The organism is Vibrio sp. 10N.261.46.E11, assembly GCF_041472735.1.
Lineage (GTDB): Bacteria > Pseudomonadota > Gammaproteobacteria > Enterobacterales > Vibrionaceae > Vibrio.
In genome coordinates, this window is record NZ_JBFRQW010000032.1 from 30,952 (window position 1) to 45,102 (window position 14,151).

A 14,151-nucleotide genomic window follows, 5' to 3' on the forward strand; every position below is an offset into this window, starting at 1 on the left:
AGCTTAAAAATTAATGAGCTTCTAAGTAACAAAGCTCATGAACAATGTGATCTTTTAATAACCAAAAATTATTATTAGCTTGAGTAATAATAATTTCAAATCTAAAGCGCCAAGTCGAGAAGAACACAGCATCTTTGGCGGAATACTCTTCGAAGCCGAAAATCGAGGCCTTTAATTTAGTGCTTTGGTGAGTTCATGAGAAGTAACAAAGAGTTGCGTATTTGTTGGATTTTTGTTCTATTGACCAGCTGTGCTGATATTTAGGAACGAAGATGAATAGAAATGTTTGGCTGCTCTCACTGTGTCAGGCCTTGCTGATGACGGGTAACATATTGCTGATCTCGGTGATTGGCTTGATAGGTAAGCAGATTGCGCCCAGTGTCAGCATGATAACCTTGCCCGTTGCACTGCAGTTTTTGGGGTTGATGGCTGCCACTATTCCAGCGTCTTTAATTTCAGGTAAGTTAGGTCGAAAACGAGGGTTTAGTATCGGTAATGCGGTTGGCATTACAGGGGCTAGCCTTGCTACTTACGCGCTATCTCAACAACATTTCTATCTGTTTTGTTTCGCCACTTTCCTGCTTGGGATAGGCATAGGCTTCGGTACGCTTTATCGGTTTGCTGCAATCGAAGTATGTGATGAAAATGCCCGTCATCGAGCGATTTCTATCTCTATGGCTGGTGGCGTTTTAGCTGCGGTACTCGGGCCTAACTTGGCGATTATGTCTCAACAGTGGTCACAAGATGGCTTGTACATTGGTGCTTTTGCTTCTTTGATTGGATTGAACATTCTTGCGTTACTCATCTTACAAACCATTCAGTTTCCAAAAGTCTCTTTTAATAGTCAGGCGACTAAAGCAGACCCTCTTAGTGTGATAGTGAAAGCGCCTAATTTTATTGGCGCTGTGTTTGCGGCAATGGTTGCTTACGCCGTAATGAACATTTTGATGACGGCAACACCATTGGCAATGATCGGCTGCGGGTTCGATTTCACTAAGGCTGCTGGTGTGATTGAGTGGCATGTGTTGGGGATGTTTGTCCCGGCATTCTTTACTGGACCGCTTATTGAAAAGTTCGGTTCAAGAGTGATGATCTTGGTGGGCGGTGTACTGTTTGTTGTTTGTATTGCGATTAACATTCATGGCGAATCTATCTGGCACTTCAGAGCCGCGTTGGTTGTGCTAGGGGTGGGTTGGAACTTTATGTTTATTGCGGCAACGGGGTTGTTTAGTCAGTCGTATCAACCGAGAAATAAAGCGAAGGCACAAGCGTTAAATGAATTTGTTGTTTTTGGTTGTGTGACTATTACGGCTATGCTTTCTGGCTGGCTAGAATCGACAGCAGGATGGCAGAAACTTAATATTTACGTGTTGCCTTTCGTGCTTGCAGTCATTGTAATCTTTGCTTTTAGTGCAAAAGCATCGAGATTAAAAAATACCGGATAGTAAATTTGGTTTTAGTAGGTTGCCTGGTGAAGGTACACAACTTCATAGTTATTGTGCCTGTAGTCAGGTGGTTGCAGATAAAGTGACGGAAAGTATAATGGTAGCTACACTATTTTTTAATATTAACTGAGTGCTTTAGTCTATTTATCATAGTTAATAGGTTCATATATTCGAGTTATTGTATATTGGTTGGAGTGGGAATGGCTAATGTTCATCCTAGGTTGATTAAAAATGTCGTTGAACAGACTCCTAGGGCAATGGTTGCGATGCTTATTGTATCTATTGCTTATGGAGCTATTTTTTTCAAATTTATTCCAATACATGTTTTAAGTCTTTGGTTTTTTAGTCAAGTTTTATTAGCATGGTCAAGGTTTTATAATGCGAAATCGTTCTCATTTCATTTAAATACTTTAAATCAGAATGGTTTGAATCGTAATGAAATAATGTTTGTAGTTCTTAATATATTTCAAGCAATTACTTGGACGGCATCATCATTACTAATAATGAAGTATGCACCTCAGCCGTTTGAATTTGTTAGCTTTGTTCTCATTATTGGTATTATAACCGCTGCTGCGCTTTCAATGTCATCATTATATCGTGCGTATCTTGTTTTCTTCTTTTCTATGTTGATACCGCAAATGATTATCATGCTTTATTATGGTGAGCATCAACATATTAGCTTGGTTATATTTTCAATAATATATATACCTGCAACGATATTATTGTCGAAATCAATGTTGAATAATCGGATGGATAGTATTTTAGCTCATGAAGAGATAGAAAGAAGCGCCGAAGCGTTTAAACAACTTTCGACAGTTGATAACCTGACCAATATATACAATCGTCGTTATTTTTTTGAAATTTCTCAATCACTGTTAGCCATGAATGAAAGAGAAAATAAATCAGTTTCAATGCTAATGATTGATGTGGACAACTTTAAAGCAATTAATGATAACTATGGGCACCAAGCCGGCGATTATGTACTGACTAGTTTGGCTAGAAATATTGAGTGCTTAATGCGAAAAACAGACCTATTTGCTAGGATTGGAGGCGAAGAGTTCGCGATCTTACTCGATAATACCTCGTTTCAGGATGCTAAGAATATTGCCGGACGGATCATTAAAACAGTGGAGTCAGGTGCTGTGATTTACAATCAGAAAGCAATTGATGTGACGGTGAGTATCGGTCTCTCAGAACCAAATAATGAAGTAACCTGTATTGAAGAGTTGTATGTTTGTGCAGACAAAAACCTCTACCAAGCAAAAGCGAGGGGAAAAAATCAATTTTACCCATCGCTTTGAGACTGTTAATGAGTCTGTAGTTAGCCGCAAAAATTCAACACATTTTGCAGTTGGACAATCGTCGTCATATTAATGGTGTAGAGCATTTGAACTTTTTGTGTAAATAGTGATCATTTACACAAAATGTTACGTTCGAATTTTGTAAGAACTTTAATAATTGTATATATTCCTCGGTTACAATAATAGTTAACAAAAGTTAATATAATGATAGCCAGCTCTCCTTCTCAATCTCGTGAAACGCTTTTAAGCGAAAATGAACAACTTGTCTCTACGACTGACCTTAAAGGTGTGATTACTTACAGTAATGATGCTTTTTGCCGTATTGCGGAATACAACCAAGACGAATTACTAGGGAAAAACCATAATATTGTTAGGCATGATGATATGCCTAAAGCGGCTTTTGCCGATATGTGGGTTAATCTAAAACAGGGCAAGGCGTGGCGCGGGATCGTCAAAAACAAAACTAAATCCGGTGGATACTACTGGGTTGATGCTTACGTTACTCCTATTTATGATCGCGGCGAGGTGAGCGGTTACCAGTCTGTGCGAGTTAAACCCAAAAGTGAATGGGTACAGATTGCAGATAAAGCTTATCAAGGCTTATTGAAGGCTGAAAGGTCTGGTCGCCAATGGTCGCTACAGATCAGTGACAGTGTTCGTTACGCTGTTTTGCTAGGCTCTTTGGCTGCGCCTCTGATTTCAAATCTCGTTGAAGTAGGGCAAGCATCGCAGTGGATCTTGAGTCTTCTTCCTGTTTCTGCCCTAGCACTGTTTTTCCGACAAGAACTTATTGATACGCCAAGACAGTTGAAAAAACTGCAATCTAAATTCGATAGCGTCAGTCGCCTTGTTTACTCAGGTAACAGTCAGTTCTCTGTTGCCGATTTTCACCTAAAACTGCTGTCTGCACGAATCCGCACTGTGTTAGGTCGTATGACCGACTCAGCGAAACCATTGCAAGATTTAGCTGATAATCTTAATGCGACGTCATACCAAGTCACTGAAGCGCTTGATCAGCAAACAAAAGATATTCTTCAGGTGCGTGAAGCAACTGAAGAGGTTGAAGTAACCGCCAACGAAGTCTCTTCTCGTACAGAAGAAGCTCACCAAATAGTCGATGTTACCTTGCAAACTTGTGCCGGTGCTAAAGAGAGCATTGATCAAACCCATCGCAACCTAGAAAATTTGGCATCTCAGGCGGAGAAAGCGACGCACACGACTTACCAATTGAGCGACCAAGCGCAAAGCGTGAGCAAGATAATGGAAGAGATTGGTGGAATTGCTGAGCAAACCAATTTGTTGGCACTTAACGCTGCGATTGAAGCGGCTAGAGCGGGCGAGCAAGGACGAGGTTTTGCGGTTGTGGCCGACGAAGTACGTGCACTATCCGGTCGAACGTCAAAGGCCACGGTTCAGATCAAAGCGAGCATCGATACCATGCTGGCGACGATTGAAGGCTGGCAAAAAGATATTCTGGCTAACCGAGACCAAACAGACGCGTGTGGTGATGTTGCGAAGGTGAGTGCAGAGCGCTTATCTGAAGTTGAAAACCTAATGCAATCGATGAATGAATTGATGCAATCTGTTGAAAGCTCTGCTCATAAACAACGTGAACTATCGAGCGAAGTAAACTTGCATATGCAGTCTATCGCTTCTACCGCAGAGCAAAATTTGGTTGCCACCCACTCAGTGAAAGATCACTCGACTGAGTTAAAAGAGCAAGTGAATGAGTTCTATCATTTGGCGAAGCGTTTCGAAGAGAAATAGCCGTTAACTTTAGGTTGAATTAGAAATACAAAAAAGCCCCGCACTTTCATGCGGGGCTTTCAGTATGTATCAACCCAATTAAGGTCGAGCCAATTTATTCAAGATTAAGCGAGAAGTTCTTTTGCTGTGTTTACTACGTTTTCAGTAGTGAAACCGAACATCTTGAATAGCTCACCTGCTGGTGCAGATTCGCCGAACGTTGTCATACCGATGATCTTGCCACCGAAACCAACGTACTTGTACCAGAAGTCAGCGATGCCAGCTTCTACAGCGATACGCGCTGTAACGTCAGATGGAAGTACAGATTCACGGTACTGCGCGTCTTGCTTATCGAATGCGTCAGTTGCAGGCATAGATACTACGCGTACCTTCTTACCTTCAGCAGTTAATTCAGCAGCAGCGTTAACTGCTAGCTCTACTTCAGAACCTGTTGCGATAAGAATAAGTTCTGGCTTGCCTTCACAATCTTTCAGGATGTAACCACCCTTAGCGATGTTAGCGACTTGCTCTGCGTCACGATCTTGCTGTGCAAGGTTTTGACGAGAGAAGATAAGTGCAGAAGGACCATCTTTACGCTCAATAGCCAGTTTCCAAGCCACTGCAGACTCAACTTGGTCACATGGACGCCATGTGCTCATGTTTGGCGTTAGGCGTAGAGAAGCGATCTGTTCAACCGGTTGGTGAGTCGGGCCATCTTCGCCTAGGCCGATAGAATCGTGCGTGTAAACTTGGATGTTCTGAACTTTCATCAGAGCAGCCATACGCATTGCGTTACGCGCGTATTCCATGAACATTAGGAACGTTGCACCGTATGGTACGAAACCACCGTGCAGAGCGATACCGTTCATGATCGCCGTCATACCGAATTCACGTACACCGTAGTGGATGTAGTTACCAGAGAAGTCATTTGCTTCAAGAGACTTAGAGCCAGACCACATAGTCAGGTTAGAAGGTGCAAGGTCAGCAGAGCCGCCCATGAACTCAGGTAGCATAGCACCGAACGCTTCTAGCGCATTTTGAGACGCTTTACGTGATGCGATGTTTGCTGGGTTAGCTTGAAGATCAGCAATAATTGCGTTTGCTTTCTCTTCCCACTGTGCAGGAAGATCACCGTTTACGCGGCGTTTGAATTCAGCTGCCAGCTCAGGGTATGCTGCTTCATAAGCTGCAAGTTTCTCGTTCCACGCTGCTTCCTTAGCTGCGCCTGCTTCTTTCGCATCCCACTCTGAGTAAACTTCCGACGGAATTTCAAAAGGACCGTGCTCCCAACCTAATTCTTTACGTGTTGCTGCAATTTCTTCAGCACCTAGTGGTGCACCGTGACAGTCGTGCGTACCTGCTTTGTTTGGAGAACCAAAGCCAATCACTGTTTTAGTACAGATTAGAGTAGGGCGAGGATCTGCTTTAGCGGCTTCGATAGCTGCGTTGATAGCGTCAGCATCGTGACCATCTACTGCAGGGATTACGTGCCAGCCGTAAGCTTCGAAACGCTTAGGTGTATCGTCAGAGAACCAACCTTCCACTTCGCCATCGATAGAGATACCGTTGTCATCCCAGAAAGCAACCAGCTTACCAAGACCTAGCGTACCCGCTAGAGAACATGCTTCGTGAGAGATACCTTCCATCAGACAACCATCACCCATGAATGCATAAGTGTAGTGGTCTACGATGTCGTGGCCTTCTTTGTTGAACTGCGCTGCTAGCGCTTTCTCAGCCATCGCCATACCCACAGCGTTAGTGATGCCTTGACCTAAAGGACCAGTCGTTGTTTCGATGCCTGGTGCGTAACCGTACTCTGGGTGACCTGGAGTCTTAGAGTGCAGTTGACGGAAGTTCTTAAGATCTTCAATTGAAAGCTCGTAACCTGCTAGGTGAAGCAGAGAGTAAATCAGCATTGAACCATGGCCGTTAGACAGGATAAAACGGTCGCGGTCAGCCCATTCTGGATTTGCCGGGTTGTGGTTCAAGTGGCCACGCCAAAGAACTTCAGCGATGTCAGCCATACCCATAGGTGCGCCTGGGTGGCCTGAATTTGCTTGTTGTACGCCGTCCATGCTGAGTGCACGAATAGCGTTAGCTAAATGTTTGCGGTTCATAATTGCTTCCAAAATTGATTCGAAATAAAAAATTTGTGGATAGATGTAAAAGAGGAACGAAATTCGTTCCTCTTATTTATTATGTAGTGATTACAGCTTAGCTGCGATCATGTCTTCTAGTTTGCCTTGGTCAACTGCGAAGTTGCGGATGCCTTCTGCTAGCTTCTCTACAGCCATTGCGTCTTGGTTGTGGTCCCATAGGAACTCAGCATGCGTCATTGGAGCAGGACGCTCTTTAGTGCCGTTCGAGTCGATAAGCTTCTCTACTACTTTGCCTTCTGCCGCTTCTAAGTCTGCTAGAAGTTGAGGGGCGATAGTTAGACGGTCACAACCAGCAAGTTCAAGGATCTCGCCGATGTTACGGAAGCTTGCGCCCATAACAACAGTCTTGTAACCGTGCTCTTTGTAGTAGTTGTAGATGTCTGTTACTGAGATCACGCCTGGATCTTCTGAAGCTTCGAAATCACGACCTTCTTTCGCTTTGTACCAGTCCATGATGCGGCCAACGAAAGGAGAGATAAGGAAAACGCCAGCTTCAGCACAAGCACGAGCTTGAGCGAAAGAGAATAGAAGCGTTAGGTTACAGTTGATGCCTTCTTTCTCAAGGATTTCAGCAGCACGGATGCCTTCCCAAGTAGAAGCCAGTTTGATAAGGATGCGGTCGTTAGTGATGCCAGCGTCATTGTACATTTTGATAAGTTGACGCGCTTTAGCAACGCTGCCTTCCATATCGTAAGAAAGGCGAGCATCTACTTCTGTAGAGATACGGCCAGGTACAACTTTCAGGATTTCTTTACCGATGTTTACGTTAAGCATGTCGCAAGTGTCTTGAACTTGCTGAGCTTTGTCAGCGCTTTGCGCTTTAGCGTATTCGATAGAAGCATCGATTAGAGGTGCGTACTCAGCAATTTGAGCGGCTTTAAGAATTAGAGATGGGTTAGTTGTTGCGTCTTCAGGAGTGTACTTGCTGATAGCTTCGATATCGCCAGTGTCAGCTACAACAGTTGTTAGTTTACGAAGTTGCTCTAATTTATTGCTCATTTTGATCATCCTATCTATTGCATAACACCTCTTTAATATGAGAGGTGTGGGCATTTGTAAGCTAACTAATGAAGTTCTCAGTGGCTGTACCAGAGAGCTTAACTTACATTAATTTAAATTTTTCTCCGAACGAACATTTGCACAGAACATTTGATCGCTCGATGAGTAAATGATGTAGCCATATTTATCCGATCTAGCACCAAAGTCAACGGTAAATAGTGCTGTATGGTGACTTCAGTCAAATATATTTCGCTCTAGTAATCATGGGGTATCCAAGCAAACGTTTAACGAGTAAAGGGAGGGGAATTAATCAACATCAAAACCTTGTTTATCGTAGTGAGCAAATGAACCTTGCCGTTACATATGTTCGCGGTGTAAACTTGTGTATCACTTGCTGACGCATCGAACATTTGTTCTCAAAGCAGGTAAAATAATTGTTAAATATAGGTTGCGTGGTATATGAGTAAGAATATCCAAGATGTTTCCGAAGAAAACACTGATCTCCTCACTGAAGTCGCGGTTGCTTACTATCAAGATGGCGCTACGCAAGAAGAGATCTCTAGAAAGTTCTCTATCTCTCGTGCAAAGGTTGGTCGAATGCTCAAGCAGGCACGCGACGAGGGTATTGTTGAGATCACGGTGAAGTACCACCCAGTATTCAGTGCGAAGATAGAACAACGCTTGATCGAACGATTTGGTGTGAAGCGTGCGCTTGTTGCATTAGATCAACCGAATGAAGAGAAGCAACGACTCCAAGTTGCGGGTTTGGTCTCTAACTACCTAACGAGCACCCTGAAAAACGGCATGGTGGTAACGGTTGGGCAGGGTCGAAACGTATCGTCTGTTGCTCACCACACTGGTGTAATCACGCCACGTGACTGTAAATTCGTGTGTGGTATTGGCGGCATTCACCCAAGAGGCGGAATGTTTAATGCCGATCATATATGTAGGCAGCTAGCCAAAAAGTACGGAGGCTCGTCTGAGACCTTGTACGCGCCCGCTTATGCAGAAAACAAAGCACAAAAAACCGCGTTCATGGAAAATAGTACCGTTAAGCAAACGCTCGATCTAGCCAGAAAGGCCGACGTTGCTTTGGTCGGTATTGGTGATATGAGTGAAAACAGCTACATGGTCGATCTAGGCTGGTTTACTGCGGGTGAGGTTGTTCAGTCTCGCTTATTACAAGGTGTGGTCGGTGACTTTGCGGGTTACGACTTTTTTGATGTACACGGCAAAGCAGCGAACACGGTAATGAGCGACCGAGTCATCGGCTTAGGCTTGGAAGAGTTCCGTCCTATCGCCGAAGTAATCGCTATCGCTGCCGAGAACAGTAAGCCACTCGCTTTGTTAGGCGCATTAAGAACTGGCGTGGTCGATGTAATTGCAACCAGCGTAAGCAATGCATTAACGGTACTTAACTTGGATGAGCAGTTGAAACATGCTGAGTTAGATGATTAGCTGAATACAAAACAGGGGAGCCAGTTTTGGGCTCCCTTTTTGTTCTCGCTAAAGAATAGGTTCTGACTCTTTATCCATGATTTTTGGAGAGGAGAGATACGCGTACAGTTCATCGTAAGGAATAGGACGAGAGAAGTAGTAACCTTGCATTAAGTCACATCCGCATGCTTTTAGAATCGCGAAGTGTTCGTTTGATTCTACGCCTTCTGCCAGCACCACCATACCGAAGTTTTTACCGATAGCGATGATGTTCTGGACCATTGTTAGTGACTGTTGATCGACTGCGATGTTATCAATGAAGCTCTTATCAATTTTAAGCTCGTCGATAGGGAGATCCTTCAACATGCTCAGTGATGAATAGCCTGTACCGAAGTCATCTAAAGATATTTTAATATTCTTTTCATGTAAGGCTTCGAAAATGGGTTTTACTAAGTTTACATCTTCAATAAACAGGCTTTCGGTAATCTCAAGTGTTAAGCTGCTCGCCGAGAATTGATACTTCTCTAGTGTCGCGAACAAGTGATCGGAGAACGACGCATGCGAGAATTGACGGACTGATATATTGATCGATAATCCGATATTTTGGTTCGTCGTTCGGTGTAAATGAGCGATTTGCATAACACTAGATTCAATAATAAAGGTGCCGAGTTTTTGCATTAAACCTGTGCTTTCAGCAATAGGAATAAATACGTCTGGCGGGACAAAACCCAGTTCATCATCTACCCAACGCACAAGCGCTTCTACACCGTGAGTGCTTTTATCTGCACGAACCAATGGTTGAAAAACCATAAATAAAGCTTGTTTATCGATAGCAATACGAAGCCTTTGTTCTACTTTCATTTTGTAGAGGTGTGCGTCTTGCATCTCAGTCGTGAAAATACTGTATGAGTTTTGCTGCTGTTTCGCTTTGTACATAGAAATGTCGGCAGAGCGCAACAGGCTATCTAAATCTTTTCCGTGTTCTGGGAACCTAGCAATACCTATGCTACAGCCCAACAAGAATTGAGAGTGTTCAACTTCATAGGGCCGAGAGAGAACGTCAATAATTCGTTCTGATAGTCGTTTAATTTCAGATTCACTACTCAGCGGTGTTAAAAACAAGAACTCATCACTAGACTCTCGCACTAATAGGCTGACTCGAGAGCGGAACCGCATCAAACGTAACGCAATTTGTTTGAGCACCTTGTCTCCGAAGTCATGTCCATGGGTATCATTAACACATTTGAAGTTATCGATGTCGATAAACAGCAGCGAGAATGGCTTTGATTCATTTTCAATCCATTTACCGATGTTTTTGCGCATATATGAACGGTTGGGGAGAGAGGTTAATGGATCGTGATTGGCTTGGTAAATCAGTTGACTGCGAGTTCGTTGCTCGTTCTTGGCAATCGACTTTACTAAGAAGTAGAAACCAAGCTGAAGAATAATAAAAACAAAGAAAAGAGCGCCGAACTCTTTTGCGAATATACCATCAACGTGCCCTAGGTCTGTTCGGCCGACAACCCAAAGTTTGTAGTCTGGAATGTACCTAGCGCTAACGAGTGATGGGAATGCGCCGTCATCGTTACAGAAAGAATACGTGTATTTGCCCGTTTTAGCATCTTCGACGCTGACACTCACTTGTTCTGAAAAGCTTTTGGCAATGCGAGCCATCAGGTCGTTGTTAACCGGTGTCAAATAAGCGTCTAGCGACTCGATATCGCTAGAAAAAAACTGACGATAGTTATCGGTTCTAAGTAGAGTTAACGTGTTGTAACTGCCTGCGTGCGCATTGTTTTCAAACAAGATTGTGCTGTCTAAGCGTAAGCCTGCTGTCATGACCGCATCAACGTTCTTGCCATCAATAGAAATGGATTTTCTCAATGGGATCACGAGGCTGTTAAGAGAATCATGGAAATAAGTGCGCCCCAAAACCATTTTTTCGCTAGATACAGCCTCTAGAAATGAGTCTTTGGTGTATGGGAGGTCTAGTAAATTAAATTGGTCAGACAGCTGTAGGTTTGAGCTGATTGACAGGTAATCCCCTTGAGGATTTAACAAACCAAAAGCTGCAATAGCGGGGTGAGTGTCGAGCAGTTTATCTAAGATTGGCCGAATTTGAATCGAAGCTGTGCGGGTAAAATCGGACTGCTGAGCAAGCTGATGTCCAACCACTTCAAGCAGTGCTTCTTGGCTGGTTAATAGAGAGTTTACTGAGCTAGAGAAGATCTCAACTTGGATATGTTGTTGCTTAGTAAAGTCATCTCTGTTTGATTGCCACTTGGTTATGCCAAAGGCGCTGAAAAGTATCAGGGTAAGCAGCACGATCAGAGCGTACAGCGACCAGATATTTTTCTTAAATAGAGCCATGAGATGCCTTTTGTTGGTGACTACTTTTAACAGACTGCAAGTGACAAACGTTTATATCGCCAGTGTGATTAATGCAACGAGGCATAAAAACATCAAAGATGAATATATCAATGATTAAATAGTGTAACGGCTACGAACAGAGATTCTTGAGTGAAATATTAACACTCTTAAACATGGTAAAAATTAACCCATGGTTAATCACGGTTTTTTCTAGAAATCGTATGGTTTTACACGGAGGTAGCGTTAACTCAGTCACTAAATTACTATGTCGTTAAGTGACTGCATAGTTAAGTAACAGCATCGTTAAGTAAGCATGTCTTCAAGCGACTGCATCTTCGAGCGATTACGTCTTCAAGTTACAATTGCGTTAAACACCTGAGCTATTAAGTGCCTAGCGTGTTAAGCAATAAGATGCTTAAGTGTTCTGAATTGCAACCATAGCCTTTAGCAAGCTCCGTATGCATGCACAGTATATTCTAACAGTGTCATTAAGCGAAGCTGAATTACATTTTAGTTACGGCAATAGGTAGCTTCTCATTCGCGCCCCACTCAGTCCATGAACCATCGTAAATACCCATATCACCTGAATAACCGGCCAGTTTAGCGGCTAATAAGATGATGCAAGCCGTTACCCCAGAACCACAACTAAAGAACATAGGTTGAGAGGGGGTTAAATTTAGGGTCGAGAAAATGTCAACTAACTCTTCTTTAGGTTTCAATTTACCTGCATTTAAGACTTGAGCGAACGGCAAGCAAACTGAGTTTGGGATGTGGCCACTACGTAAGCCTTGACGTGGTTCAGGAACTTCTGAATCGAAACGAGCTTGAGAACGCGCATCTACAATGTTCGCGCTCTTGCTGGTTGAGTAACTTTCAATCTGCTGAGCGTTTACAAAATAGTTGCCTTGAATACTCCCTTCAAAATTGCCGGTTTGCACTGTTGTTTTGAAGTCGGTATCTGTTACGTAGCCTGCATCTATCCATGCTGGTAAACCGCCATCTAAGATATAAACGTTGTTATGTCCCATTGCCATAAACATCCACCATGCGCGAGGCGAGGCAAAAGTTCCTGAGTTATCGTAAACCACGATCGTACTGTCTTGATTGATACCAATTTCTTGTGCGCGTGTATTGAAGTGTTTTTCGGTCGGGAACATGTGAGGGAGCAGAGTGTGCTTGTTACAAAAGTCTTTATCGTAGTCGAAACGAATAGCTCCAGGAATCATTTGCCCTTTGATCTTTTCTGACTCACTTGGGATCTGAAATTCGATACTGGCGTCGAGGATTACAATATTGTCTTCTTCTAGCAAACGTTGTTGAAGTTGTTCTGGTGAAATGAGTGGCTGATTCATTCTTCTTATATCCATTCTTGTTGTTATATCGGCGACTAAGGCGCAGCCCGGCAGTGGATGAACTGATAGCTGCTTTGTCCGGTTATTTGATTGTTTAATGTATCAAGCACGACCACAGAATCAAGAGGGCAGTCTATTGTTGGTGGAATGGAAACGCGAAATATTTCGTTGTCTTGAGTTTCAACCGTGAGGTAGCGCCTATGTCCGTCTAGGGATTGAGTGAGCGTATTGGAGATGACTGTGGCTTCAATGCGTTCTCCGGTAGAAGATGTCATCGGGAAATAGGTGAGAAATAAAAGTAGCCCAATACCAATCGACAATATAACGAATCCTATTTTCAACTGTTTCATAAAGTAAGCCTTTGAAAGTCATCTTTAAAAGATAAGACAGGCTTTCGATAAAGTGAACATAACCAGTACTGAAAATTGAAATAGCGCCCAAATAAAAAGGTGAGCCTCATTGCTCACCTTTATGCTTTGACTTTTGACTTTTGACTTTTGACTTCGAGACTGCTGCCTAACTCCAACTGAATTTAGCCATTGTCTAAGTGAACTCAGCGCTTTTCATTCCTTTACGTTTACCAAGTGATTTGTGAGTCGTTACTTGCAACGACTTGTTGTAGCGGTGCTTGACCGTCATAAAACCAGATTTCGATCAACAGAGTATCTTCGCTTAAAGGCGCCGCAAAGTTGGAGGTGAATGTTCCGTTGTCTAAAGGGCCGCCAATGACCTTACTTGAATAATCCGGCTTGTAGGTTGAATCTGTTCTTGTGGTAAATCGGCTATATACAGATACAAACGAACGATCGGTTGAGATGTTACTGATATCAATACTGAGGTCGAATTGATCTACAGAGTTGTAATCGAAACCATCAGGGATTACGAGTTCATCCATTTTGTACGCTTGAGGGCCGTTGGAGAGCACCGCGTTAACTGGTGTCGGCGCCGGGTTTATAGCGACATTGACTGGTGTTGAGGCCACTGATGGTGATGTAACGGGCGCTGATATCACAGGTGCTGACGCTGCTGGTGTTTGCGTCACTGGTGCTGATGTAACAGGCGCTGACGTTGCCGGTGTTGACGTCACTGGTGTTGACGTCACAGGTGATGTCACCGCAGGTGTTGAAGGCGATGGGCTTGACGCTGATGAGCCACCATCGCCGCCTCCGCCCCCACAACCTAACAACGCCAGTGGTGCAATGAGTAATGTAATACGTATGGATTTCGACAACCCCCAACATTGCGACTGCGGCGTACCCTTTTTATGTTCGGTATTGGACTGGTTAGGTAACAAAGCACTGTTCGAATTTTCGTGACCGTTTGTTACTGTCTGTTTAATTGG

Annotated in this window: 11 protein-coding genes; 5 read left to right on the forward strand and 6 right to left on the reverse strand. The window is 43.4% G+C overall.

Translation table 11 applies throughout. From position 1 onward, the window contains the following. Nucleotides 1-272: 272 nt before the first annotated feature. The 3 genes from AB4407_RS10730 to AB4407_RS10740 all read left to right on the forward strand — a co-directional run bounded on the left by AB4407_RS10730 (nucleotide 273) and on the right by AB4407_RS10740 (nucleotide 4,513). Nucleotides 273-1,445 (forward strand): MFS transporter, encoded by a 1,173-nt coding sequence (locus tag AB4407_RS10730; protein WP_372120535.1) that lies wholly within the window; start codon nucleotides 273-275, stop codon nucleotides 1,443-1,445. 200 nt (nucleotides 1,446-1,645) lie between these two features. After that, nucleotides 1,646-2,746, forward strand: coding sequence for a GGDEF domain-containing protein (locus AB4407_RS10735; protein WP_372120536.1), 1,101 nt, complete (start codon nucleotides 1,646-1,648; stop codon nucleotides 2,744-2,746). A gap of 204 nt (nucleotides 2,747-2,950) precedes the next feature. Beyond that, nucleotides 2,951-4,513 carry a methyl-accepting chemotaxis protein gene (locus AB4407_RS10740; RefSeq protein ID WP_372120537.1) on the forward strand — a complete coding sequence of 521 codons (1,563 nt, stop codon included), beginning with the start codon at nucleotides 2,951-2,953 and terminating at the stop codon, nucleotides 4,511-4,513. A 104-nt stretch (nucleotides 4,514-4,617) separates the two neighbouring features. Here the strand turns inward: AB4407_RS10740 and tkt are convergent, their stop codons facing one another. Both tkt and tal read right to left on the reverse strand, forming a co-directional pair. Further along, the gene (gene tkt, locus AB4407_RS10745; protein ID WP_372120538.1) at nucleotides 4,618-6,609 is read right to left on the reverse strand and encodes a transketolase; all 1,992 of its coding nucleotides are present in this window, start codon (nucleotides 6,607-6,609) and stop codon (nucleotides 4,618-4,620) included. Nucleotides 6,610-6,699: 90 nt separating this feature from the next. Then, nucleotides 6,700-7,650, reverse strand: coding sequence for a transaldolase (tal, locus tag AB4407_RS10750; RefSeq protein ID WP_372120539.1), 951 nt, complete (start codon nucleotides 7,648-7,650; stop codon nucleotides 6,700-6,702). A gap of 459 nt (nucleotides 7,651-8,109) precedes the next feature. Here tal and AB4407_RS10755 point away from each other — a divergent pair, with 459 nt between their 5' ends. Next, on the forward strand, nucleotides 8,110-9,108 hold the full coding sequence (locus AB4407_RS10755) for a sugar-binding transcriptional regulator (protein WP_372120540.1): 999 nt from the start codon (nucleotides 8,110-8,112) through the stop codon (nucleotides 9,106-9,108). 48 nt (nucleotides 9,109-9,156) lie between these two features. Here the strand turns inward: AB4407_RS10755 and AB4407_RS10760 are convergent, their stop codons facing one another. The 4 genes from AB4407_RS10760 to AB4407_RS10775 all read right to left on the reverse strand — a co-directional run bounded on the left by AB4407_RS10760 (nucleotide 9,157) and on the right by AB4407_RS10775 (nucleotide 13,704). After that, complete coding sequence (locus AB4407_RS10760; RefSeq protein ID WP_372120541.1) at nucleotides 9,157-11,457, reverse strand: putative bifunctional diguanylate cyclase/phosphodiesterase; 2,301 nt, start codon at nucleotides 11,455-11,457, stop codon at nucleotides 9,157-9,159. A 503-nt stretch (nucleotides 11,458-11,960) separates the two neighbouring features. Next, nucleotides 11,961-12,809 (reverse strand): sulfurtransferase, encoded by an 849-nt coding sequence (locus AB4407_RS10765; RefSeq protein WP_372120542.1) that lies wholly within the window; start codon nucleotides 12,807-12,809, stop codon nucleotides 11,961-11,963. A 35-nt stretch (nucleotides 12,810-12,844) separates the two neighbouring features. After that, a complete protein-coding gene (locus AB4407_RS10770) occupies nucleotides 12,845-13,159 on the reverse strand; it encodes a hypothetical protein (RefSeq protein ID WP_372120543.1) in 315 nt (104 codons plus the stop codon). A gap of 227 nt (nucleotides 13,160-13,386) precedes the next feature. Then, nucleotides 13,387-13,704 (reverse strand): hypothetical protein, encoded by a 318-nt coding sequence (locus AB4407_RS10775; RefSeq protein WP_372120544.1) that lies wholly within the window; start codon nucleotides 13,702-13,704, stop codon nucleotides 13,387-13,389. Nucleotides 13,705-13,723: 19 nt separating this feature from the next. On the opposite strand from AB4407_RS10775, the gene AB4407_RS10780 reads away from it, so the two are divergent. Continuing rightward, the gene (locus AB4407_RS10780) at nucleotides 13,724-14,125 is read left to right on the forward strand and encodes a pentapeptide repeat-containing protein (protein WP_372120545.1); all 402 of its coding nucleotides are present in this window, start codon (nucleotides 13,724-13,726) and stop codon (nucleotides 14,123-14,125) included. The last annotated feature ends 26 nt before the right edge of the window (nucleotides 14,126-14,151 follow it).

Excerpts from the sequence above, each read along its gene's own strand:
- AB4407_RS10730 (WP_372120535.1), top strand. The coding sequence starts at position 273 with ATGAATAGAAATGTTTGGCTGCTCTCACTGTGTCAGGCCTTGCTGATG.
- AB4407_RS10735 (WP_372120536.1), top strand. The coding sequence starts at position 1,646 with ATGGCTAATGTTCATCCTAGGTTGATTAAAAATGTCGTTGAACAGACT.
- AB4407_RS10740 (WP_372120537.1), top strand. The coding sequence starts at position 2,951 with ATGATAGCCAGCTCTCCTTCTCAATCTCGTGAAACGCTTTTAAGCGAA.
- tkt (WP_372120538.1), bottom strand. The coding sequence starts at position 6,609 with ATGAACCGCAAACATTTAGCTAACGCTATTCGTGCACTCAGCATGGAC.
- tal (WP_372120539.1), bottom strand. The coding sequence starts at position 7,650 with ATGAGCAATAAATTAGAGCAACTTCGTAAACTAACAACTGTTGTAGCT.
- AB4407_RS10755 (WP_372120540.1), top strand. The coding sequence starts at position 8,110 with ATGAGTAAGAATATCCAAGATGTTTCCGAAGAAAACACTGATCTCCTC.
- AB4407_RS10760 (WP_372120541.1), bottom strand. The coding sequence starts at position 11,457 with ATGGCTCTATTTAAGAAAAATATCTGGTCGCTGTACGCTCTGATCGTG.
- AB4407_RS10765 (WP_372120542.1), bottom strand. The coding sequence starts at position 12,809 with ATGAATCAGCCACTCATTTCACCAGAACAACTTCAACAACGTTTGCTA.
- AB4407_RS10770 (WP_372120543.1), bottom strand. The coding sequence starts at position 13,159 with ATGAAACAGTTGAAAATAGGATTCGTTATATTGTCGATTGGTATTGGG.
- AB4407_RS10775 (WP_372120544.1), bottom strand. The coding sequence starts at position 13,704 with ATGGATGAACTCGTAATCCCTGATGGTTTCGATTACAACTCTGTAGAT.